Origin of the sequence: Henriciella algicola (assembly GCF_003576245.1) — a bacterium.
Taxonomy (GTDB): Bacteria; Pseudomonadota; Alphaproteobacteria; order Caulobacterales; family Hyphomonadaceae; genus Henriciella; species Henriciella algicola.
Window position 1 is genome coordinate 1228727 of the sequence record NZ_QWGA01000003.1, and the last position, 21723, is coordinate 1250449.

General features: G+C 61.8%; 21 protein-coding genes. 12 read left to right on the plus strand and 9 right to left on the minus strand.

What is annotated here, in order from left to right; all coding sequences use genetic code 11:
- The first annotated feature begins 66 nt into the window (after window positions 1–66).
- Genes trxA through D1222_RS06565 form a run of 4 tightly spaced genes read left to right on the plus strand, consistent with a single transcriptional unit; the run spans window position 67 to window position 2200 of the window.
- Window positions 67–975, plus strand: coding sequence for a thioredoxin (gene trxA, locus D1222_RS06550; RefSeq protein ID WP_233348537.1), 909 nt, complete (start codon window positions 67–69; stop codon window positions 973–975).
- 60 nt (window positions 976–1035) lie between these two features.
- Complete coding sequence (locus D1222_RS06555; protein WP_119453386.1) at window positions 1036–1686, plus strand: LON peptidase substrate-binding domain-containing protein; 651 nt, start codon at window positions 1036–1038, stop codon at window positions 1684–1686.
- Window positions 1683–1901, plus strand: a complete 219-nt coding sequence (locus D1222_RS06560; protein ID WP_119453387.1) for a Trm112 family protein — start codon at window positions 1683–1685, stop codon at window positions 1899–1901. The genes D1222_RS06555 and D1222_RS06560 overlap by 4 nt, the downstream gene beginning before the upstream one ends.
- Window positions 1898–2200 (plus strand): gamma-butyrobetaine hydroxylase-like domain-containing protein, encoded by a 303-nt coding sequence (locus tag D1222_RS06565; RefSeq protein WP_119453388.1) that lies wholly within the window; start codon window positions 1898–1900, stop codon window positions 2198–2200. Before D1222_RS06560 ends, D1222_RS06565 begins: the two co-directional genes overlap by 4 nt.
- 48 nt (window positions 2201–2248) lie before the next feature.
- Here D1222_RS06565 and D1222_RS06570 read toward each other — a convergent pair whose 3' ends face one another.
- Window positions 2249–3487, minus strand: coding sequence for an FAD-dependent oxidoreductase (locus tag D1222_RS06570; protein ID WP_119453389.1), 1239 nt, complete (start codon window positions 3485–3487; stop codon window positions 2249–2251).
- 187 nt (window positions 3488–3674) lie between these two features.
- On the opposite strand from D1222_RS06570, the gene amt reads away from it, so the two are divergent.
- From amt to D1222_RS06585, 3 genes are all read left to right on the plus strand, one after another.
- Entirely contained in the window at window positions 3675–5000 is a 1326-nt protein-coding gene (gene amt, locus D1222_RS06575; RefSeq protein WP_119453390.1) for an ammonium transporter, read from the plus strand.
- A gap of 190 nt (window positions 5001–5190) precedes the next feature.
- Window positions 5191–7599: an FtsK/SpoIIIE family DNA translocase gene (locus D1222_RS06580; protein ID WP_119453391.1), complete on the plus strand. Its 2409-nt coding sequence runs from the start codon at window positions 5191–5193 to the stop codon at window positions 7597–7599.
- Window positions 7600–7710: 111 nt separating this feature from the next.
- On the plus strand, window positions 7711–8550 hold the full coding sequence (locus tag D1222_RS06585; RefSeq protein WP_119453392.1) for a LolA family protein: 840 nt from the start codon (window positions 7711–7713) through the stop codon (window positions 8548–8550).
- 81 nt (window positions 8551–8631) lie between these two features.
- Here the strand turns inward: D1222_RS06585 and msrA are convergent, their stop codons facing one another.
- Window positions 8632–9303, minus strand: a complete 672-nt coding sequence (msrA, locus tag D1222_RS06590) for a peptide-methionine (S)-S-oxide reductase MsrA (protein WP_119453393.1) — start codon at window positions 9301–9303, stop codon at window positions 8632–8634.
- A gap of 134 nt (window positions 9304–9437) precedes the next feature.
- Complete coding sequence (locus D1222_RS06595) at window positions 9438–10190, minus strand: YebC/PmpR family DNA-binding transcriptional regulator (RefSeq protein WP_119453394.1); 753 nt, start codon at window positions 10188–10190, stop codon at window positions 9438–9440.
- A gap of 149 nt (window positions 10191–10339) precedes the next feature.
- On the opposite strand from D1222_RS06595, the gene D1222_RS06600 reads away from it, so the two are divergent.
- Window positions 10340–11173, plus strand: a complete 834-nt coding sequence (locus D1222_RS06600) for an EAL domain-containing protein (protein WP_119453395.1) — start codon at window positions 10340–10342, stop codon at window positions 11171–11173.
- A gap of 4 nt (window positions 11174–11177) precedes the next feature.
- Here D1222_RS06600 and D1222_RS06605 read toward each other — a convergent pair whose 3' ends face one another.
- Both D1222_RS06605 and D1222_RS06610 read right to left on the minus strand, forming a co-directional pair.
- Complete coding sequence (locus D1222_RS06605) at window positions 11178–12002, minus strand: TIGR00282 family metallophosphoesterase (protein ID WP_119453396.1); 825 nt, start codon at window positions 12000–12002, stop codon at window positions 11178–11180.
- Window positions 12003–12094: 92 nt separating this feature from the next.
- Window positions 12095–13666 carry a hypothetical protein gene (locus tag D1222_RS06610; RefSeq protein WP_119453397.1) on the minus strand — a complete coding sequence of 524 codons (1572 nt, stop codon included), beginning with the start codon at window positions 13664–13666 and terminating at the stop codon, window positions 12095–12097.
- Window positions 13667–13729: 63 nt separating this feature from the next.
- On the opposite strand from D1222_RS06610, the gene D1222_RS06615 reads away from it, so the two are divergent.
- A complete protein-coding gene (locus D1222_RS06615; protein WP_119453398.1) occupies window positions 13730–14449 on the plus strand; it encodes a M48 family metallopeptidase in 720 nt (239 codons plus the stop codon).
- Here D1222_RS06615 and D1222_RS06620 read toward each other — a convergent pair.
- From D1222_RS06620 to D1222_RS06630, 3 genes are all read right to left on the minus strand, one after another.
- Window positions 14446–16374 carry a cation:proton antiporter gene (locus D1222_RS06620; RefSeq protein WP_119453399.1) on the minus strand — a complete coding sequence of 643 codons (1929 nt, stop codon included), beginning with the start codon at window positions 16372–16374 and terminating at the stop codon, window positions 14446–14448. The genes D1222_RS06615 and D1222_RS06620 overlap by 4 nt on opposite strands.
- 27 nt (window positions 16375–16401) lie before the next feature.
- Window positions 16402–16926: a hypothetical protein gene (locus D1222_RS06625; protein WP_119453400.1), complete on the minus strand. Its 525-nt coding sequence runs from the start codon at window positions 16924–16926 to the stop codon at window positions 16402–16404.
- Between the two features lie 93 nt (window positions 16927–17019).
- Window positions 17020–17910 (minus strand): motility-associated protein, encoded by an 891-nt coding sequence (locus D1222_RS06630; protein ID WP_119453401.1) that lies wholly within the window; start codon window positions 17908–17910, stop codon window positions 17020–17022.
- A 134-nt stretch (window positions 17911–18044) separates the two neighbouring features.
- Between D1222_RS06630 and D1222_RS06635 the strand changes: the two genes are divergently transcribed.
- Window positions 18045–19337: an MFS transporter gene (locus D1222_RS06635; RefSeq protein WP_119453402.1), complete on the plus strand. Its 1293-nt coding sequence runs from the start codon at window positions 18045–18047 to the stop codon at window positions 19335–19337.
- Window positions 19338–19340: 3 nt separating this feature from the next.
- Here the strand turns inward: D1222_RS06635 and D1222_RS06640 are convergent, their stop codons facing one another.
- Entirely contained in the window at window positions 19341–20774 is a 1434-nt protein-coding gene (locus D1222_RS06640; protein WP_233348538.1) for a lytic murein transglycosylase, read from the minus strand.
- Between the two features lie 110 nt (window positions 20775–20884).
- Between D1222_RS06640 and ykgO the strand changes: the two genes are divergently transcribed.
- Entirely contained in the window at window positions 20885–21010 is a 126-nt protein-coding gene (gene ykgO / locus D1222_RS06645; RefSeq protein WP_119379210.1) for a type B 50S ribosomal protein L36, read from the plus strand.
- Window positions 21011–21017: 7 nt separating this feature from the next.
- Complete coding sequence (locus D1222_RS06650) at window positions 21018–21674, plus strand: HAD family hydrolase (RefSeq protein WP_119453404.1); 657 nt, start codon at window positions 21018–21020, stop codon at window positions 21672–21674.
- The last annotated feature ends 49 nt before the right edge of the window (window positions 21675–21723 follow it).

Here is a 21723-nt window from a genome sequence, read left to right on the forward strand (position 1 = left end):
GATGTTGTTTTTTCGGCGCTGAAGACCCAAGTTCCGCCTCAGAAAATTCCGAAAGGCGAAAGCGAAATGGAAGACATTACGATCGGGCCAGCCGGCGGCGCTGGCGGCAATATCAAGGACTCCGCCGACCAGAACTTCATGGCGGATGTGGTCGAGGCCTCCAAAGAGGCGCCTGTCCTCGTTGATTTCTGGGCCCCTTGGTGCGGGCCATGTAAGTCGCTGACCCCGGTTCTGGAGAAAGTGGTCAATGAGCAGCAGGGCAAGGTCAAACTCGTCAAGGTGAACATTGACGAGAATCCGGGCGTTGCAGGCCAACTTGGCGTGCGCTCCATCCCGGCTGTGTTCGCCTTCGACAATGGCCGCCCGGTCGATGCCTTTCAGGGCGCGCTTCCTGAAAGCCAGCTGAAGCAGTTCATCGAAAAGCTGCTCGGTGGCACCGATGAAGGCCAGCAGATCCAGGAAGCGATCCAGCATGCAGACGGGCTTCTGCAGGCGGGTGATGCTGGTCAGGCTGCGCAGATCTATGGCGCCATCATGGAACGCGACCCGAAGAACATCCCGGCAATCGTTGGTCTCGCGCGTTGCTATCTCGCAAATGACGACCCGGACCGCGCCTCGCAGATCCTCGATATGGCAGGCCCTGACCGCCAGATGGACCCTGCGATCAAGAGCGTGCGCACGGCGATCGACCTGATGGCAGACGCCCCGAAAGACAGTGAGCTTGATGCGCTGATCGACAAGGTCACGGCTGACCGCGCAAACCATGCGCTCCGCCTTGAGCTTGCCGAAGCGCTGATGGCGCGCGGGCGCAACAAGGAAGCGGCCGATCACCTGCTCAAGATCCTGTCGGATGATCTGGAATGGGGAGAGGGCAAGGCGAAGGCCAAGCTGCTGGAACTGTTCGAGGCTGCAGGGCCCAAAGACCCCGCAACCATTGAAGGTCGCAGGCGTCTTTCCTCACTGATGTTTGCTTGAGGCCTCGACTTCGTCTGTTGGCGCGCCATGTCCTCAGAGTGGACGGGAAAGGCCTGATTTATGACGAGGCATGGCTACAGGAAGGCAGAAGACCTGCCGGAAACGCTCGCCGTTTTTCCGCTGACGGGGGCGCTCCTGTTTCCGCGCTGGTCTCTGCCGCTCAACATCTTTGAACCGCGTTATCTCAACATGATTGATGACGCGATGTCCGGCTCCCGGCTGATCGGCATGATCCAGCCGGTGAGCGGCGACAAGGTTCATCCAAAGCTCGCAGGCGTTGGCTGTGCCGGGCGCCTGACGAGCTATTCCGAAACCGATGATGGTCGTTACCTCATCAGCCTGACGGGCATCTGCCGGTTCAGGGTTGGCCAGGAGCTTGATGTGAAGTCGCCCTATCGACAGGTCGCCCCCGATTGGGCGCCTTATGCAGGTGACCTGACTGAGCCTGACCTTTCCAACCTGCCCGACCGGTCAAAGCTGGCGAGCGCCCTCAAGAAATATGTGGCGAGCCATTCGATGGAAGTGGACTGGGACGCGGTTGAGAGCGCACCGATTGAGACGCTGGTTCATGCATTGTCTGCCGGGTGCCCGTTTGTGCCGATGGAAAAGCAGGCCTTGCTTGAGGCGGACACCGTCGCGGCGCGGTGCCGCGCCCTGATCGCCCTGCTTGACATGGATGCGCCCGGCGACGATTCCTCGACCCTGCAATGAGCCTTGAGACCGAGACGCCCGTGACCGAAACAAAGACTGATCCACGCCTTCTGGAGCAGCTGATCTGCCCGGTTACGCGCACACCGCTCACCTATGACCGCGAGCGTCAGGAGCTTGTCTCCAAGCGTGCCGGGCTTGCCTATCCGATCCGCGATGGCCTGCCGATCATGCTCGAAAGCGAAGCACGCGTGCTCGATGAGGCGACCGGCAAATGAGTGTGATGCCGTGGCCGCAGGAGCTGCGGTTCCGCAAAGGGGCCGCAGAGCTTTCCATTACCTTTGAGGACGGGCTCGAAGCCGCCATTCCTTATAAGCGCCTGCGCGAGGAAAGCCCGTCTGCAGAAGTTCGGGGTCATGGCGCCGGCCCGCGTCCGCCGCAACCGCCTGTGCCGGATGATATCTCTGTGACCAAAGCCGACCCGGTCGGTCGCTATGCCGTCCGCATCCATTTCAGCGACGGTCATTCCAGCGGTCTTTATACCTGGCAGTATCTGCGCGAGCTCGCCGCCGCCTAAACAGATCCCGCTGAAACGGGATCTGTCTTCGGTCTGTTTGCGCTTACGCTAGCCTGTAGCCGATTGCGGCTGCATGAGCGGCGGTAGGTCAGGCGACGAAGCGCTCGCCAGTGCCGCCAGCCTGTGGCGCATCGGTGAGAGGGCGCTTGCGGCAAGCAGGCCGAGGGTGCGCACAGGCTTGGTCATCATACGGTCATTGGAGAACAACCGGTCGATGGCATCGAGCGCCAGAGACGCAGTATTCGCATCGAACCGGCGCGCGGTTTCATAAAGCGAGAGCGACTGGGCGGCTCCGACATCGAGGCCCGCGCGGTCGCTATTGACCAGAACTTCATGCAGGGCCGCTACATCGCGAAAGCCTTGATTAAGCCCCTGCCCAGCTAGCGGATTGATCCGGCGGGCGGCGTCTCCGACAAGCGCGACCCGGTCGGCGACCATGTGCTCTGCGATCTGCAGGATAAGCGGATAGGAGCCCATCGGCCCGTCAATCTTCATCTCGCCTGCAAATTCGGCAAAGCGGTGATTGAGTTCGGCCTCGACCTCTTCGGGCGACAGCTTGGCGAGCGCTTCAGGCGCGCCGCGCTTCATATACCAGGCAAGGTTTGCCCGGTCCCCGCGCAGGGGAAGCGTGGCGAACGGGCCTTCCGGGGTGAAAAGCTGGCGGGCGATGCCGTCATGCGGCTGGGACAAGGTCACATTCGCGGCGAAAACCGATTTACCGTAGTCGCGGCCTTCGACAGTAATGCCCGCTGCATTGCGCACCGGGGAATTCATGCCATCGGCGCCGACAAGGAGACGGGCCGTAATGGCGCCGCCATCTTCAAGCTCGATCGTGATCCGGCCCGGCTCAGCCTTCGCGCCGCTAAAGCGTGCAGGCGCAAGTTTCTTGATGCGCGTTTCGGCCTCGACAGCCTCATCGAGGGCCGCCTGCAGGATGGTTGCCTCGATCATATGACCGAGGGTTTCGCCCTCCTCGCGGTGTATAAGGTCTTCATCCCCGAAAAGAACGGACGGCGCGCCGAACCAGTGCGTGCCGCCATCGACTGCTTCCAGTCCGTGCAGCGGCTGGGTCTCTCCAGCGATGCGTTCTGCAATGCCTATTGCAGTCAGCAGCCGCCAGCTGCCCGTCACCACGGCGAAGTTGCGGGTATCGGGCCGCGCCTTCGCTGCCGGGTCGCGCGCATCGATCAGGGTGATGGCGAAGCCCGCGCCTGCAAGGGCCAGGGCGAGAGACGCGCCAGCCGGTCCAGCGCCGACGATTGCGATTTCGGTATCGAGGTGAGCCATTGATGAAAGACTTAAGATCGAGGCTGCTTCTGGTCCAGAGGTGACGCAGAAGCGGGCTTTTGCGCCGCAGCGTGCACGATTTTTAGTCAAACCATAAAGCGCCCATAAAGTGCGCGACCGCCGCGCTGGCACGAAATGAGGCAAGTGCCTTTAGTCGCCCCGTCATACCAATCAATGGGAGAAGGGCATGAACAGTATGGTTAAAAGGGCAATTCGGGGGCTCGCGGCTGTGCCGGCCGCTGCCGCCCTGGCGCTGGGCGCCTCTGCGCAGGAGGCGTCTGAAGTCAGCGCCTATGTCGATAACAGCTATCTCTTTCTTATCGGCGGCCTGATCGTCATGTTCATGGCTGCCGGCTTCTGTATGCTGGAAGCCGGTCTGGTGCGGAAGAAAAACGCCGCCATGCAGTCGGTGAAGAACGTCGCGCTCTTCTCTGTCGCGGGCATCATGTTCTGGCTACTCGGCTACAATATGGCCTATCCGGGCGACACGGTCGGCGGCTGGATCGGCATTCCGTCTTTCATCTGGGCACCTGAAGAAGACCTCGCGACCGGCTATGCCGCCTCGTCGGACTGGTTCTTCCAGATGGTGTTCGTTGCGACCGCAGCGTCCATCGTGTCCGGTACGGTTGCCGAGCGCGTGAAGCTCTGGCCGTTCCTTATGTTCACCGCTGTGCTGACCGCATTCATCTATCCGGTCGTGGCATCGTGGGAATGGGGCGGCGGCGCTCTGGACTCCCAGTTCGCGTTCTCTGACTTTGCTGGGTCGACCCTGGTGCACTCCACTGGCGGCTGGGCAGCGCTTGTCGGTGCCATCATCATCGGCCCGCGTGCTGGTAAATTCGTCAACGGTACGGTTCACCCGATGCCGGGTTCGAACATCCCGCTCGCAGCGCTGGGTACGTTCATCCTCTGGTTCGGCTGGTTCGGCTTCAACGGCGCGTCGCAGCTTGCTGCTGGCACGTTCGACGATATCAACTCGGTCGCCAACATCTTCGCCAACACCAATATGGCCGCTTGCGGTGGTGTCCTCGGCGCGATGGTCCTGACGGGCATCCTCTACAAGGGCAAGATCGACGCAACCATGGCCTTCAACGGTGCCATCGGCGGCCTCGTCTCCATCACCGCAGAGCCGCTGGCGCCTTCGATGGGTACTTCCATCCTGATCGGTGCCATCGGCGGCGCACTCGTGGTCGTCACGGTGCCACTGCTCGACAAGCTCCGCATCGACGATGTGGTCGGCGCGATCCCGGCTCACCTTGTCTGCGGCATCTGGGGCACGATGATCGTTCCATTCTCCTATGCGAACGATATCGGCCTCAACGAAGCAGGTAACCCAAGCTATTACGGCCAGTTCGTCGGTGTGGCGGCTTGCGCAATCTTCGTCTCTGTCGTGTCCGCCGTCGTGTGGCTCGCGCTGAAGATGACGACCGGCGTGCGTCCGACCGAGGAAGAAGAAATCATGGGTCTCGACAAGAGCGAAATCGGTCTCGAGGCCTATCCAGAATTCAGCTGAGGCTGAATACCTCGCTTCATTCGAAGCGTTTCCTCCCAGACTTCCCCGGCCAGTTTTCTGGCCGGGGATTTTTTATTGTGGAAGGTGAGCAAGAGGTTGCCGTGGGCCCTCCACTTGTTTGCTGTGTGTTAAGGCCAAGCTGCGAGGTTGTAGCCAGACAGTCCTTCTGAACCGATGGAAGCAACCTGCCATGGCGACAACCAGCGCTGAAACGCATACAGGCCTCTCACGTGAGGTATCGGATCCCGCCTGGCGTATCCTGACGGGGACGGCCGCCTTTGCGATCGGCGTCTTTCTGTGCGGCAGCGTCGGCACGCATGAGCCGACGGACCCGAGCCTCAATGCGGCGACGGGGATCGAAGTTTCCAACCTGTTCGGCAATAGCGGCGCTATCGTTGCTGACCTTGCGCTGCAGACCTTTGGCTTTGCAGCCTGGATGGCGGGCCTTTGCCTGATGATTGGCGGCGCGATGCGCGCGGTCCTCATCGGTGCGCCGCGTATCCGGCGCTGGCTTTTCGGCGTTGCTTTCGTTCCTGTGCTGGCGGCTATGCTTTCAGCCTTTCCGGTGCCCGCCTCCTGGCCTTTCTGGACGGGGATGGGCGGCATGGTGGGCGACGGGCTTTTCGGCCTCGTTGTGATGCCGTTCAAGGCGCTCCTCCTGCCTGCGCCAGGTTTCCTTGCTGGGCTCGCGCTCGGTATCGCTGCGTTTCTTCTGGGATCGGCGGCGCTTGGCTTCAGGCGCGGCGATGCAGGCCTTCTTCAGTCTGCGGCAAGCACATCGGGGCGGCGCGCCCTGTCGCGGCTTGGCGGCGCGGCTGGTGGTGTCGGCCGTCTGTTTGGCGGGCTGTTCAGCTCAGCGGGCCGCCGGGAACGGGCGGACGAAGATCATGAATATGAAAGCGCGGCGCGCAGCCTTGGCCCTGCCCCGCAATTTGACGATGAAGATGACGCCTATGACGACATTGACGATGTCGAAGAGGAAGACGATCCGCTGCCGCGTGCGGTAACCCGGCCGAAAGTGTCCGCCCCGCAAGCGCCGCAACCTGTCGCTCACCCGACGACCAAGAGCGGCAAGCGCAAACGTCCACGCAGCCTGCCGTCGCTCGACCTTCTCGGGTCGCCGCCGGCACGCCGTAACTCCGTGGATGAGGAAAGCCTGCTCGCCAAGGCGAACCGTCTTGCAGAAGTGCTGCGTGAGTTTGGTGTGCGCGGCCGCATCAAGGAAGTGCGCCCCGGCCCCGTCGTCACCCTGTTCGAACTTGAACCTGCAGCCGGTGTGAAGTCGGCCCGCGTCATCTCGCTCGCCGATGACATTGCCCGCTCCATGAGCGCCGTCTCCGCGCGCGTCGCGGTCATTCCGGGCAAGAACGCCATCGGTATCGAACTGCCGAATGAAGAGCGCGAGACGGTCTATCTGCGCTCGCTTCTGTCTGCGAAGGCATATGCGGACAATCGCTCGCCTCTCCCCATGGCGCTTGGCGAGGATATTGGCGGCACGCCCACCGTCGTTGACCTCTCGAAGATGCCGCACCTGCTCATCGCCGGTACGACCGGCTCCGGTAAGTCGGTTGGCGTCAATGCGATGATCCTGTCGCTGATCTACCGCCTGACGCCGGAACAGTGCCGCTTCATCATGATCGACCCGAAAATGCTCGAGCTGTCGATCTATGAGGGCATTCCGCACCTTCTCGCCCCGGTCGTGACTGACCCGAAAAAGGCGGTGAACGCGCTGCAATGGGCGGTGCGTGAGATGGAAAGCCGCTATGAGCTCATGTCCAAGGCGGGCGTGCGTAACCTTGCCGGCTTTAACGAGAAGGCGGCGCGCTACCGCGAGAAGGGCGAGCAGCTGACCCGCAAGGTGCAGACCGGCTATGATGAGCGCGGCAAGCCAGCCTATGAAACCGAAATCCTGCCGCTGGAGCACATTCCGAACATTGTCGTCGTAATCGACGAGATGGCCGACCTGATGATGGTTGCGGGCAAGGAAATCGAAGGCTGCATCCAGCGTCTCGCGCAGATGGCGCGTGCGGCGGGCATCCACCTCATCACCGCGACGCAGCGCCCATCGGTCGACGTCATCACCGGTACGATCAAGGCGAACTTCCCGACCCGTATTTCCTACATGGTCACGACCAAGATCGACTCGCGCACCATTCTCGGTGAGCAGGGCGCTGAACAGCTGCTCGGCATGGGCGACCTTCTCTATCAGGCCGCTGGTGTGAAAACCAAGCGTCTGCATGGCCCATTCGTCTCTGACGAAGAGGTCGAGGCGGTTGTCGGCTGGCTGAAGGAGCAGGGCGAGCCGGACTATAACGAAGCGATCCTCGAAGAACCTGAAGAAGGCGGCACGGGCAGCGCAATCATGGATGCCATGTTGGGCGTGTCGTCAGGCGATGGCGATGATGACCTCTATGCGCAGGCCATGGCCGTCGTGATCCGCGACAAGCGGGCATCGACCTCCTACATCCAGCGCCGCCTGAAGATCGGCTATAACAAGGCAGCGACCCTGATCGAGCGGCTTGAGGAAGAAGGCGTGATCTCTGCCCCTAATCATGCGGGCAAGCGCGAGATCCTGGCGCGGGACACCCCGTCGGACTGAGCGGGCAAAGCTGAACCCGTTACAACGAAACGGGGCGGAAATACCTTAATTCAGCCCTGTTTTACCGCCTGATCGAGGCCTATGTTTCGTGGCCAAGACAGGAGAACGACAATGACGTCTCTATTTCCAGCGCTCGCCGCCTTTCTCGCCATCGGGACGGGCCCTTTCGCGCTTACAACCGAATTCAGCGCTGTCAGCCAGCAACCTCTGGCCTGGCGTGTCGCCAGCGATGCGGCAATCAGTAATGTTGCTGCCGCCCCGGTCGCACAGGCCGCCCAAGGCGAGATCGTCCTCGCGCAGGCTGACGCGAACGACACGCCGGTGACGGGCGTAGCGCCAAAGCCTGAGGCTCCACGTGCTGAAGCCGCCGCACCAATACGCGCCGAAACCGGTGCCGTGTCGGCGACAGAGCGCCGTGCCATCCTCAAGGCCGCAGGGGACTCTCTCTCCGCCGCAAAGACTGCACGCGGCCGCTTCGTTCAGCTGGCGCCCAATGGGGCTGTCACTGAGGGTGATTTTGCGCTGCAGCGTCCGGGCCGGATGCGATTCGACTATGACGAGCCGACGCCGATCCTGATTGTCGCGAATGGCACGACCGTGGCCATGGAAGACCGTGACCTTGAGACGGTGGACCGTGTGCCGCTTTCCTCGACGCCGCTCGGCCTCGTGCTCGACGATGAGCTCGACTTTGAGACGGAAGCACGCGTCACGGACGTCCAGAAAACGGCCAGCGAGATCGCCATCACGATGGAAGACCGCCGCGGCGAAGCAGAAGGCGTGCTGACGCTCTACTTCGATCCGGCAAGCTACCAGCTCACCAGCTGGCGGACGCTGGATGCAAACCAGCAGGTCACCCGCGTGGTGCTTGAGGACATTGAGACCAATGTGCGTCTCAGCCCGCGCCTCTTCAGGCTGGATGATCCGGCCGACGAGGAGGAAGACGAGCGCTAGTCACCTCTCGCCAGCGCGAAAAAGAAACCCCGCGAGCCAGATGGCTTGCGGGGTTTTTTGTTTGGCTGAGGGCCGGTGCGCCTAGCTGGTGCTGCCTGGCAGTTTCATCGCGTCATCGCCCCAGAGATCCTCGAGGCGCGCATCACGCCCGCAGCCCTGACGATAGAAGCGGTATTTCACCGGCGTCGTCTTGTAATAGTTCTGGTGGTAGTCCTCGGCTTCCCAGAAGGTCGCTTCATCAAGAACGCGCGTGACGATGGGGCCCGGCAGGACGCCTGAGGCCTCAATCTCTTCGATCTCGCTTTCCACGATGGCACGCTCGTCTTCATCCTCGACGAAGACAGCGGAGAGGTAGCTCGAGCCCTTGTCGCAGAACTGGCCGCGATCATCAGTCGGGTCGATCGTGCGGAAATAATAGTCGACCAGCTCTTCATAGCTGACCTTGGACGGCTCATAGGTCACCTGCACGGCCTCATAGTGGCCCGTGTTGCCGCGTGTGACCTGCCGGTAGCCTGGATTGTCGACCGTGCCGCCCGTATAGCCGGAGACGGTCGCGACAACGCCGTCGACCTTGTCAAAGTCCGCCTCCGTGCACCAGAAGCAGCCTCCGGCAAATATGGCGGTTTCGGTGTTCGCCGCCTGAAGCGTTGGCGGGGTGTCAGCCTGCTCTGCCATGGCAGACCAGACGAAAGCGCCGCCGGCGGCAACGAGTCCCGCGCTGGCGGCGACGATCATTGAGTTGGAAATCTTCATGAGCCCTATTTCCCTTGGGGAAGTTCTGTCATCTCTCCCATATGGACAGGCGCGCGGGAAATGCGAGCAGGCTCAAGCAGCGCTCACGCAATGGTGACCGCGCCCGTGTGCAGCTCGTTGAAGCGATGGCGGGTCTAGCCTGCCAGCCGCTCCATTTCTGCTTCCGAGAGTTCGGAATTGTCATAGACGTTCTGGACGTCATCGAGCTCATCGAGGACATCGAGCAGCTTCATCAGCGTGTCGGCCTGATCGCCCTCGACCGGAACATTGTTCTGCGGCTTCCAGATGAGCTTGGTCGACTTGGCTTCGACCTCTCCGAACTTGCCCTCGAGCGTCGAGGCGACCTCCATCAGGTCTTCGCGTTCGGTATAGATCCAGTGGCCTTCCTCGTCGCTCTCGACATCGGTCGCGCCTGCTTCGATGGCCGCTTCCATGACAGTCATCTCGTCGCCAGCTTCTGCCGGATACTCAATCTCGCCAACCTGGTCGAAACCGAAGGAGACAGAGCCCGTCTCGCCAAGATTGCCGCCATTCTTGGAGAAGGCTGCGCGGATTTCGCTCGCCGCGCGGTTCTTGTTGTCGGTCGAGGCCTCAACGATGATGCCGACGCCGCCCGGGCCGAAGCCTTCATAGCGGATGTCGAAATACTCTTCGCCGCCACCGCCCTGGCCCTTGTCCACGGCGCGCTTGATGTTGTCCTTCGGCATGGACTGGCCGCGCGCATTGTTGATGGCAAGGCGCAGGCGTGGATTGGCGTCCGGGTCCGGTCCGCCAAGCTTTGACGCAATGGTGATTTCCTTGGACAGGCGCGCAAACAGGGCTGCGCGCTTCTTGTCCTGCGCGCCCTTACGGTGCTGGATATTGGCCCATTTCGAATGTCCGGCCATGACGTCCTCGCAAAACTGTCTGGTTCTAATGATTGCTCGCGCCGGGATAGAGCAGGCGCGGGCGATTTGAAAGCCAAGGATGCAGACCTGACAAACGACAATCAAGTATTAACGCGGGTCATTTACGCTCGAAATTGAGCGGAGGTCCCATGAGACTTGATCAATTAACGAGCAGGATTGTCGAGCTGGATGGCGGGCATCGCACCTTCGACTTTGGCACGTTTCAGCTTCACTCGGCCTTCCAGCCCATCTATGAGATCAGCCGCAGCTCTGGCGCGCTGTATGGGGTCGAGGCACTGGCCCGCCCTATGCTCGGGACAAAATCGGTTGAGCCGCTGGCCTTTTTTGCGCGCCTTGAAGGCTGGGACCGCTTCATCGCCGACTGGGCCTGCCTGTGTGTGCACCTTGCCAACGCCGCTGCGTGGCAGCTTGGCGAGACGCGCCTGTTCGTCAATCTGAACCCCCATTCCTGCAGCTACCGCGACCAGATGATGACGGGGATCGAGCAGTATTGCGATCTGATCGCGGAGTATGGTCTGCGGCGCGACCGGGTCATCTTTGAAATCACCGAAGGTGCAGATTGTCCGCGCTCTGACCTTCTTGCCGTGGTCGAGAAGCTTCGCGCGCTCGGCTTTGGCATCGCCATCGATGATTTCGGACGCGGCAAGTCCGACCTGCTCCGCGTCATCGAGCTACGGCCTGACATCGTAAAGGTCGATGCGGGCTGGTTCCGCAAGATGATGGAGAATGAGGCGAGCCAGCAGTTCGCGCATTCCATCATCCAGAAGCTGCATGGCCTCGGCGTGCATCTGCTGTTTGAAAGCGTTGAGACCCCGCGTGAGCTACACTGGGCGCGCGATTGCGCCGGATCACTCATTCAGGGCTGGCTGTTCGGCAAGGCGACCAATATGGGCGAGGCCGCAAGCCAGAAAAGCGTCGAGATGCCCGACGAAGATGCGCGGCGGGCGCGTCACCGGGCCTAAGGCCTTAGGCCGCTGGAATGTGCTCTGCCAGCCGGCCGCCGATGCGGATAGGCTCTATGCGCTTTGCAAGGCCGGTGCGATCGTCTGTTTCGACGTAGACGCCGCAAAGCGTGCCTTCGCCCAGGGCGGGCGCGTAACGCTCACCCGGTAGCTGGGTCGCAAAGCGCTGGACGGAGTTTTCCTTCCGCATACCGATGACGCTGTCATAGTCGCCGCACATGCCAGCATCGGTCTGATAGCCGGTGCCCGCCTCAAGGATCATCAGGTCTGCGGTCGGCACGTGCGTATGGCTGCCGACCACAAGGCTGGCGCGTCCGTCGCAGTGATGACCCATCGCCATCTTCTCGCTGGTCGCTTCGCAATGCATGTCGACAATCATCGCATCTACGGCGAGGCCGAGCGGCATGTCATCCAGGATGCGATCTGCATGCTGGAAGGCATTCTCAAGCTGCTGCTTCATGAAGACATTGCCCTGCAGCTGGGCAACGCCGACACGGCGGCCATCATCCAGCACGAAGACATGCGCGCCCTTTCCGGGGGCGCCAGCCGCAACGGGATAGTTTGCCGGCCGCAGGAGGCGCGGTTCGCGCTCGATGAACGTCAGCGCCTCGCGCTGGTCCCAGGCATGATCGCCGAGCGTCAGGCAGTCGGCGCCTGCATTGAAGAAGTCATTGGCGATGGATTCAGTCAGGCCAAAGCCGCCTGCCGCGTTCTCTCCATTCACTACGACGAAGTCGAGTTTCAGGTCACGGCGCAGGCCCGGCAGATAGTCGACCACAGCCGCGCGGCCCGGCTTGCCGACCACATCTCCGAAATAAGCGAGTCTCATGGGCAATAGCTATGCGCTCTCGACCCCCAAAAGAAAAGGCGCGCCCTCAGTTGCCCGGGGCGCGCCTTCAGATGTCAGAAGAGGTCTGCGACCTATTTGTTGGACGCCGAAAGACCGAGATAGCTCTTGGTCAGCATGCTCGGGTCTTCCATCGCAGCAACGCTCTCCATGGAGATCGGCTCTTCAGGGTCAAGCATGATGGTCAGCGTCTTCGGCTCCTGGATGAACGAGGAGAGCGCTGTGCCAAGCTCGGTTGCGATGGCTGGGTCCACGCCGGCCTGCTGGGCCATGAGCGGCGCCATACCCATCATCTGGGCAACCTGCGCACGCATCTGTGCCGGGTCCTGACCCTGCTGGGTCGCGACAACGTTGAAGACGCGGTCGACAAGGCCGTCATCGGTGATGCGCAGCTCGAAATTGCCGACCTGCAGCGCGCCGAGTGCCTGCTGCATGACCATCGGGTCCGGCTCACCACCTTCGGCGAGGTTCTCCATGTCCATGGACGCAACCAGCTGCTCGTTGAAGGCGGAATAGCCGATGAACTCACCGCCGTAAGAGAAGCGGGCACCGTCGACGAGTTCGAAATAGTTGTCAGCAGCCTCAGACGTCAGGACATCGGCTTCTGGATCATAGTCGCTTTTGCCAGCGCCGCGGATTTCGATGCCGTCATAGCCGAGCATGCTGAAACCCTGTGCGAGACCTGCGCCAACTTCACCGCCATCAGCGTCTGCATTGAGCGTCATGCTGAATGGTTCAGTCACGTAGCTGACTGGCTGGCCGTCATCGTTGCGCTCGATATACGCGTCGAGCGACGGGACAGCGAAGCTCATGCCTTCGCCTTCGAAGGTCAGATTGTCGAGCGCGATGCGGTCATAACCCGGCTCCATCGGGTTCTGCATCATGACGCTCATGATGGCGGCGCTCATCGCATCTTCGTCGCCTGCATTTTCTTGGATTGCGGTCAGGAAGCTGAGGTCGCTGCCAGCGATCGACATGGAGTCGAGACCGCCTTTGAAGTTCATGTCCCCTTCGCCGATGATGTCGAAGGTGACACCAGTCAGCTCTGCGAGGGCTGCGCGCTGGTTCTCGACGTCACGCAGCTGCAGCGACGAGATGGCGTAGGTGCCTTCGCCGTCCGAGCCAGAGTACTCACCCGAAACGTCAGAGACCGACCATGCGTCGAAGGAAATGTCCTGAACCGCTGGGAAGTCGGCAGGCTCACCTGTGCCGAGCGCGGAAGCCACCCAGGCCGAAAGGGCTGGCGATGGGTTGATCAGCTCGATCTCGCCAACGCCCATATTCGTCGTGTCGGCGGCTTCCGGGTCGCTGAAGGACAGGCCCGAAAAGCTCATCCGCGAGAAGGAGGCCTGACCGTCAACCATGTCGAGGCCTTCGAAGACCAGCGAGTCAGCCGTGAAGCCGTCCATGCCCTCAACGGTGAGGTTGGAGAAGGTTGCCGACGCGCCGTCAACTTCCTTGGAGGCGTAGGTGATCATGCCGTCGCCGGAATTGGTCAGCATCATTGCAGAGATGACGTCCGGAGCTTCGGCGGCATCGCCTTCGCGCAGTGTGATTTCGCTGATGTCTTCTGGCGTGTCGACGCCTGTCTGGTCGCATGCGGTCAGAATCGAGATCGCCGCAACGCCGCAGAGCAGATATTTCATGATGGTTCCCCTAGTGTCATAAGATAGGTGTAGGCTCATCGCACCTTCAGTCTGAGACTTATCATGTTTTTCGATAAAGGCCAGCCTTTGACCCTGTCCGCTTCAGACGGTCAGAGCATTACTGTCCGCATGGAAATCAACCCGCGCGCAAAGCGGCTGATCCTGCGTCTCGACGAGGCGAAACGTGAGGCGGTCGCGGTGGCCCCATCGAAGCGTCATCTGAAGGCAGCAGCACAGTTTGCGAGCGATCGGCGTGACTGGATCGCAGCGCGTCTGGCGCAATTGCCGCAGCAGACAGGGCTGGTCGAAGGCGCTGTGTTCAATCTGCGCGGCGCGCCTTGCGAGATCAGTCTTGAAGGGGCGGGACGACGCGCCTCGCTACTGGCCGGTACGCCCCAGCAGCTTTGCCTGCCAGGTGACCCCGAAACCGTCAGCCGGCGAGCGGCGCGGTACCTTAAAAAGGCGGCGCGAGAGGATCTGAGCGAGGCTGTTGAGCGCCATTGCGCGACGCTTGGCGTCGATGCCCGGAAAGTCAGCGTGAAGGATACCCGCTCGCGCTGGGGTTCCTGCACGTCTGATGGCGGGCTGGCTTTCTCGTGGCGCCTCATAATGGCGCCGCACAGCGTGCTCGACTATGTCGCTGCGCATGAATGCGCCCACCTGCTCGAGATGAACCATAGCCCGCGCTTCTGGGCGCATGTGGCGCGATGCTGTCCCGGCTGGAAGAAGGAACGCGACTGGCTACGCCGCCATGGCCGCGCTCTTCATGCGGTGACAGTCTAGGCCTTCTGGGGTTCGCCCAGCTTGGGATCGGGCGAAGACGGCTCTTCTGCCGGGGGTGCCGGTTGCGGCTGCTGGTCTGGCGCGAAGCTGATAATGGTCGCGCCTTCACCGCCGCGCGCTTCCCGGCTAGGGCCGAGCAGGACGAGCGTGCCATCCGGGCGGATCTCGGCGACAAGGTCGCCCTTCGGCCGGTCGGCGAGATACTGCTCCAGCGTGTACTTTTCCGTCAGGCGCGTGCGCGAGAAATTCCAGCCGCGATACTGGTCACGGATCAGGCCGTCATAAGTGCGGCCACGCTTGATGAGCGTACGCCCGCGCGCCGAGGAGCCCACTGACTTGTCATCGGTCTCATCGCCTTCTGACAGGGAAAGCTGGTAGACGCGGTGACGGCCGACTTCCGGCGCAAACTGACTACAGACGAGCGCATTGTGGCTGTCATTGGTCGACAGGGCGACAACGGTTGCAAAGCGCGAATGGTCCAGCCGGATTTCCGCATCCTCGGAAAGCACTTCGCCAAGGAAGGTATCGAGGCCAGCCTCGCGGGCCGGGCGAAGGCGGCGATAATTGCTGTCGGCAACGATGACGTCGATCTTCACTGATTTCAGCGCCTTAGCGAACTCCACACTCCATGAGTTCGCGCCAACCAGCAGCACGCCCGGCTTTTCAGAACGGGCAAGGCCAAGCTTGCGGGCGAGCGGCCCGATGGTGAAGCCGTGCAGGACGACCGTCGTGAACACCATCGCAAACGCGAGCGGCACGATCTGGTCTGCGCCAGAGAAGTAGAAGCGGCCTTCACGCGACAGGTCGACCAGCAGGGAGCCAAAGAGGCCAGAGACCGCCACAGCCACGATACCGCGCGGTGCAATCCAGCCTAGAAGCAGCGCTTCCTTGCGGTTCAGCGTGCCTGCCGTCGCGATCCAAACCGACAGCGGACGCACCACGAACAGCATCGCCAGCAGGAAGAGCAGCGTATTGAGGTTGAGCGCTGAGGAAATGATCGCAGGCGTCAGGTCAGCCGTCAGGATGACGAACACGCCCGAGACAAGCAGGACCGCGATGTCTTCCTTGAACTTTCTGAGTTCGGAAAGGTCAGCCAGCTTCGAATTGGCGAGCGTCATGCCGTAAGCAGTGACAGCAACGAGGCCGATTTCCTTCTCGACCTGCTCAGCCAGCGCATAGCAGAGAATGATCGAGGCGAAGATAAGCGGCGCCTTGAGGTATTCCGGCGTCCAGCCCGCGCGGAAGGCACGCGAGATCCCGAGCCCGAATATGATACCCAGTGCGACGCCGATACCAGCGGCGGCGAGGATCCAGACGCCTGCGCCAACGATGGAATCGCCCTGGCTGGCAACGCGGATCACTTCATAGGCGGCAACCGCGAACAGGGCGCCGATCGGGTCGTTGACGATGCCTTCCCATTTCAGGAACTGGGCGGGCCTGCCGGACAGTTTGGACTGGCGCATCAGCGGCATGATCACGGTCGGGCCGGTGACGACCATGACGCCCGCAAAGACAATCGCACTTGCCCAGTCGAGACCGGCGGCGTAGCGCGCCGCAAGCGAGCCGAGCAGCCAGGCGAGCGGGCCACCAAAGAACACGACGCGGCGCACGGCAGCGCCTGCATCGCGAAGGTTCTCGAATTTCAGGATGAGGCCACCCTCGAACAGGATCACGGCCACACAGAGTGACACGATGGGCCGTAGCAGGTCGCCAAAGGTCGAAGACGGGTCGAGCAGCGGGTCACCGAAGATGAGCGACCAGACAGGACCAGCGGCAAGCCCGGCCAGCGCCATCAGAACAATGGCAGGGGCCTGAAGGCGCCAGGCGAGCCACTGGGCGCCCAGACCGAGCGCGCCGATGAGGGCGCATGCGAAGATCAGGCTGTCAGAGCCTGTCGCCGCGAGGATGAGATTCATATCCGGCATATGGTTTTAACTTGGGGTCCGTACGTTTCAGACGTCAGCGACGGTATCTTCGCGGGAGATATCGAAGCCGATTTCGCGCGTGCCGTATTCGCCGGCCTCGTAATGATCAATCTTTTCCTGAAACCAGTTTTTCAGATGATTGAAGAGATAATCAAAGAGACGCGTAGAGTCCTCTTCTGCAAGCGGGAGGGCCAAGGTAAATGACTCTCCGCCCTGAATGTCCAGTACAAACCGGTCACCGATCTTCTGGCACTGGGTCGTGATGCGAATCCAGTCAGTGCCGCCAGTAACGCGCACAGCGAGACCGAAGGATATGGGGCCAAGCGGCCTGAACCCGCGCGGCGGCACGGAAAAGGCCTGATCGCCATAGGGCTTTGGCTCGAAATTACCGACAGGCGGGACAAGCTGGACGCAGACGCCATCCGAGGCGTCGAGATAGTCGCAGAAGCCCGAACGGACTTCCTCTGCGAGCTGGCGCACGCGTGCATAATTTTCGGCCGCAAGATCCTGATAGGTCTTTGCGATGGCCTTCAATTCGTCGAAACGCGACACGTGAGGCCCTCCCAGTGCTTTCTCATCAGGCGAGAAATTAGGGGTGACCGTGCACTATTGCGAGTCAGCGCATGAATTTAGTCGTTGATGGTTTCAGGCCGCGCGGTTGTTTCGGCGCTGCGCGGGGAAGGCTTCGACGTTCGAGACCGGGGCGTCCACTTCCTCCACGGAGGGGCGCAGATGTACGGGCAGTCCTGCGCGAGCAAGCTCAATGGCGGTCGCCGGTGCGACGCCGTCATGCCAGGCCGTGATGACCGTGCGGATTGTCTCCAGAAACTGCATTTCCTCGTCCACGACCTGCCCGAAGCGGGCTGCAATCGGGCCCACCATACCATAGGCAAGGAAGACGCCGAGGAATGTGCCGAGAAGGGCTGTCGCGATCATGGGCCCTAGAACATCCGGTGACTGATCGATCAGGCTCATCGTCTTTATGATGCCGAGGACGGCCGCCACAATACCGAGCGCGGGCAGGGCATCTGCAAGCGAGTTCAGCGCCGCAACGGCGCGGTGGCGGGTCTGCGCTGCAGAGGCAACCGCGTCTTCGAGATGCGCCGCGACAGGCGACTTGCCACCCGGATTGAGGGCGTGGATGCGCAAACTGTCCGTGATCATCGATGTCGCCGTGCGATCAGCGAGCAGGCGCGGGCGATTCGCGAACAGAGCGGAGCTTTCAGGCGTCTCGATGTCCGCTTCGATGGCGATCATGCCGCCCCGGCGGGCCCGGCGCATCAGGTCACCAAGACCGCTCAGCAGGTCTGCATAGTCAGATTTCTTCCACTTCGCGCCGCGCATGGATTTCACCATGCCGGCGAGGGCTGCACCTGCGACCCTCGGCGAATTGCCGATCACAAGCGTGCCAAGACCGGCCCCACCAATCAGGGCCAGTTCAAACGGCAGGGCGCTGAACAGGGCAGGGCTTCCCGTAAAGAGAAGCGCCCCTGCGATCAGGGCTGTGACCAGGATCAGGCCGACAAGTTGAAACATTCACGGGTCTCCGCGGGCGGGTTCAGACCCATGCCTATCGCAACAGGCTTTAAATAAGGTTTCCGAATGAGAGCGCTCGCCTCATGACGCGACGGGGCGCTTGTAATTTGCAGCGGTCGGGTCGAAGAGAAGTCATGACCGACACGCCTCCACCCCAGCTTGGACGTGACCGGCCGGACCGCCGCGGCGCGTTCCGGCTGCTTTTCTTCGCGCTTCTGGCGGTCGGGGCGGGCAATACGATGCTGGTCAGCGCAATCCTGCCGCCGCTCTCGCGCGACCTTGGGCTGCCGGACTGGATGGCGGGCGCGATCTTCTCGCTGTCCGCCGCGCTCTGGGCGATCACTTCGTCCTTCTGGGGCCGAAAGAGCAATGACTGGGGCAGGCGTCCTGTCGCTGCTCTCGGCATGCTCGGCTTTTCGGTCTCGATGCTGCTTTTTGGCACCAGCGCGGCGCTCGCCATGGCGGGCTACCTGCAAAGCTCGCTCGTCATCTTTATCTGTCTGCTCGCCTCGCGGACCCTGTTCGGCCTGTTCGGTTCAGGGACGAACCCGGCGGCGCAGGCCTATATTGCGGACCGTACCAGCCGCGACAAACGCACTGAGGAAATCGCTTCGCTGACCTCGGGTTTCAGCTTTGGCGCGGTGGCAGGCCCGGCCTTTGCGGCGGCGGCGGGCGCTGTGTTCGGCCTTCTCACCCCCGTCTTCATGATCAGCGCAGCGGCCGCCGTCCTCTCTTTTCTCATCTATACGCGCCTGCCGGAAAAGACCGCGCCGCGAAAGGAAGCGGGCCTCAAATCGACCGGCAAGAAGGAAGGCGACGGTCTGTGGCGTGATCCGCGCGTCATGCCCTATCTCATCTTCGCCGTCGGCCTGTCCGTCGTCACAGGCGTCCTGACGCAGACCTTCGCTTTCGCCATCATGGACAAGATCGGCGTCGACGGGGCCGAAGCGATGCAGTTCACTGGTCCGGCTTACACGGTCGGTGCGGCCGGTACGCTCATCTCGCAGCTCGTCATCATTCCGCGCCTCAAGATGACCAATCGCACGCTGATGGTGACGGGCGCGCTGACGCTGTCTGTCGGCGCCTTCCTCATCGTGCCAACCAATGAGTTCGCGGTACTCGTTTTGGCGCAATTCTTTGTCGGCATCGGTCAGGGCCTTGCGCGCCCCGGTTTCTCAAGCGGCGCGTCGCTCTCTGTCGGCTCCAGCCTTCAGGGCAATGTCGCGGGCCTCGTCATCTCGGCCAACGGCACCGGCTTCATCGTCAGCCCGTTCTTCGGCCCATGGATGTATGAAAACGTCCACCAGAGCGCGCCTTTCATCGGCGCGGGCGTCGTGCTCGTCCTGATGGCGATCTTTGCCCGCCGCGTCTTTCCGGCCAATCAGGTCTATCAGGACGATGACGATCAGCCGGAAATCTACGACTAGATTTTAGCTGCGCAGGCGTGCCAGCACCTCATTCAGCGCCGGGCGGGACGGATAGCCGTCCGCGACCAGCCCGTTTGCCTGCTGGAACTGGCGCAGTGCGCCGCGCGTGCCAGACCCGACAATGCCGTCCACGCCGCCCGCATTGTAGCCAAGCTGGTTGAGCGCGGTCTGGAGCTGCTTCACTTCATCGAAGGTCAGGCGCTGGATATCCGTAGGCCAGGACGCGACCGGGCCGTACTGGTCAGCAAGGCCGTCTGCGAGCAGGCCAACCGCGAAGGCATAGCTGTTTGACCGGTTATAGGTCTTGAAGACATCGAAGTTGCGGAACAGCAGGTATTTCGGACCCGTGGCACCTGCTGGCAGCCATAGCTCCGCATAGTCGCTGTCATCGACGCCAAAGCCGCCGCCCCGGATCGGGGACAGGCCTGCAGACTTCCACGAAGACAGGCGCCGGTCATTGCCGTCGGCCATCGACCAGTCAAAACCCTGCGGCGCGAGCACTTCGACGCCCCATGGCTGATCGAAACGGTAGCCGGATGCCGAGAGATAGTGGGCAGCAGACGCCAGCGCGTCCGGTGACGAGGACCAGACATTGGCGAGGCCGTCGCCATCATAGTCCTGCGCATAGGCAAGATAGGTCGACGGCATGAACTGGGTGTGACCCATGGCGCCAGCCCAGCCGGAGCCCAGCTGGTCGAGGCGCGCATAGCCTTTCTCGACGATCTCGACGAGAGCCAGGATCTCTCCTTCGGCAAAGCTGCGGCGGCGGCCCTCAACGGCCATGTTGGCGAGCGTATTGGCGGCGCTGTAATTGCCCATATAGCCGCCGAAATTCGTTTCCATCGCCCAGATGGCGCTTACCACTTCACGGTTCACGCCGTAGGTCGCTTCAATACGGTCAAAGACGGGCGCAAGCTCAGCGAGCTTCTGCTGGCCGGTTTCGAACCGGTTGTCGGTAACGGCCGTGCGCAGATACTCCCAGATCGCCTTGGCAAACTCTGCCTGATTGGCAACCTCGGACTGGTTGTTCTCACCGAGATAGATGTCGAGCGGGCGGATATCCTTCAGCAGCGCATAGAGCAGCGCCGGATTGGTGCCGCGTGCCGTAGCGCGAGAGACGAAGTCCTGGCGCCAGGCATCCATCTCGGTATTTCCGGTCGGCTCGAACGGTCCAACGGGGCCAGAAAAAGGCGGGGCACCCGGCGTACCGCGCGGATCACCCGGAGAGGCGCTGGAGGTGCGCGTCACAGGTGCGGTTTCTGGCGCCGCGATACTCGGGCTCGTCGTGGTCGTCGCCTCTACATGTGGCTTCTGCGAGGGCGGGGTCGGCGCATTTGATTGCGGCGCAGGCTCTGGCGTGGCAGCGCAGGCGCTGATCAGGGCGGCGAAACTGGCGGCGGTGGTCCAACGGAGAAGGACCAGATTCTTGCGCGTCATAAGTGGTGTCTTCCTTTTACCGTCGCGGTGTGTGAGCGGCGTTGACTCTACATAGTCCATTCTGTATCTGGCGCCCCTTACGAGTTTTCAAAGATCGCCGGGCCAATCCCATGAAAGTTAAGTCTTCACTGAAATCCTTGAGAAACCGCCATCGCGATTGCAAGGTTGTTCGCCGCAAGGGCCGGACATACGTCATCAACAAAACAGACCCACGCTTTAAAGCAAAGCAGGGCTAAGCAGAAGATGACGGCATCAGCGCGCGGCGGAAATATTTCTGCCAGTGCTGACCGCATTGTGCTGTTCGATCTCGGTAATGTCGTGATCGAATGGCTCCCCTTGCGTCTCTACCGCAAGATTTTCGCGACCGAGGCAGAGGCTGAAGCCTTCTGCCGTGATGTTTGCAATATGGACTGGCATGTCGAGCACGACAGGGGCCGGACCTTTGCAGAAGGCGCGCGCCTGCTGAAGCAGGACCACCCCCACTTTTCAGATGAAATCGACGCCTGGCATGGGCGCTGGTTCGAGATGTTCGATGGCTACGTCACCGGCGTGCCTGCCCTCATCGCCCGGCTGGAAGAAGCGCAGGTGCCGCTCTTCGCGCTCTCCAACATGTCCGCAGAGGTCTGGCCGGAGACAGTTGAGCGCTTTCCCATGCTGAAGCTCTTCCGGGACGTTGTCGTTTCCGGCGAGGAAGAACTCATCAAGCCCGATCCGGCGATCTATGAGCTGACCCATGCGCGCCTTGGCCATCCGCCCAAGGACAGTGTCTTCTTCATCGACGACAGCCTCAAGAACATTGAGGCGGCCCGCGCCTTTGGCTTCCGCGGTCACCACTTCACCGATGCAAAGACGCTCGAAGCGGCCCTCATGGAAGAAGGCCTGCTTGCCCCTGCCGCCTGATCGCCGCAATCGGGCCTTGCCGGGACCTTATCCAGGACCATACTGATAG

Coding starts and splice junctions, on each gene's coding strand:
- D1222_RS06595 (WP_119453394.1), bottom strand. CDS start 10,190: ATGGCCGGACATTCGAAATGGGCCAATATCCAGCACCGTAAGGGCGCG.
- D1222_RS06630 (WP_119453401.1), bottom strand. CDS start 17,910: ATGTTTCAACTTGTCGGCCTGATCCTGGTCACAGCCCTGATCGCAGGG.
- D1222_RS06640 (WP_233348538.1), bottom strand. CDS start 20,774: ATGACGCGCAAGAATCTGGTCCTTCTCCGTTGGACCACCGCCGCCAGT.
- D1222_RS06610 (WP_119453397.1), bottom strand. CDS start 13,666: ATGAAATATCTGCTCTGCGGCGTTGCGGCGATCTCGATTCTGACCGCA.
- D1222_RS06555 (WP_119453386.1), top strand. CDS start 1,036: ATGACGAGGCATGGCTACAGGAAGGCAGAAGACCTGCCGGAAACGCTC.
- trxA (WP_233348537.1), top strand. CDS start 67: ATGGAAGACATTACGATCGGGCCAGCCGGCGGCGCTGGCGGCAATATC.
- msrA (WP_119453393.1), bottom strand. CDS start 9,303: ATGAAGATTTCCAACTCAATGATCGTCGCCGCCAGCGCGGGACTCGTT.
- D1222_RS06585 (WP_119453392.1), top strand. CDS start 7,711: ATGACGTCTCTATTTCCAGCGCTCGCCGCCTTTCTCGCCATCGGGACG.
- D1222_RS06565 (WP_119453388.1), top strand. CDS start 1,898: ATGAGTGTGATGCCGTGGCCGCAGGAGCTGCGGTTCCGCAAAGGGGCC.
- D1222_RS06635 (WP_119453402.1), top strand. CDS start 18,045: ATGACCGACACGCCTCCACCCCAGCTTGGACGTGACCGGCCGGACCGC.
- D1222_RS06615 (WP_119453398.1), top strand. CDS start 13,730: ATGTTTTTCGATAAAGGCCAGCCTTTGACCCTGTCCGCTTCAGACGGT.
- D1222_RS06580 (WP_119453391.1), top strand. CDS start 5,191: ATGGCGACAACCAGCGCTGAAACGCATACAGGCCTCTCACGTGAGGTA.
- D1222_RS06620 (WP_119453399.1), bottom strand. CDS start 16,374: ATGCCGGATATGAATCTCATCCTCGCGGCGACAGGCTCTGACAGCCTG.
- D1222_RS06605 (WP_119453396.1), bottom strand. CDS start 12,002: ATGAGACTCGCTTATTTCGGAGATGTGGTCGGCAAGCCGGGCCGCGCG.
- D1222_RS06560 (WP_119453387.1), top strand. CDS start 1,683: ATGAGCCTTGAGACCGAGACGCCCGTGACCGAAACAAAGACTGATCCA.
- D1222_RS06600 (WP_119453395.1), top strand. CDS start 10,340: ATGAGACTTGATCAATTAACGAGCAGGATTGTCGAGCTGGATGGCGGG.
- D1222_RS06650 (WP_119453404.1), top strand. CDS start 21,018: ATGACGGCATCAGCGCGCGGCGGAAATATTTCTGCCAGTGCTGACCGC.
- amt (WP_119453390.1), top strand. CDS start 3,675: ATGAACAGTATGGTTAAAAGGGCAATTCGGGGGCTCGCGGCTGTGCCG.
- D1222_RS06570 (WP_119453389.1), bottom strand. CDS start 3,487: ATGGCTCACCTCGATACCGAAATCGCAATCGTCGGCGCTGGACCGGCT.
- ykgO (WP_119379210.1), top strand. CDS start 20,885: ATGAAAGTTAAGTCTTCACTGAAATCCTTGAGAAACCGCCATCGCGAT.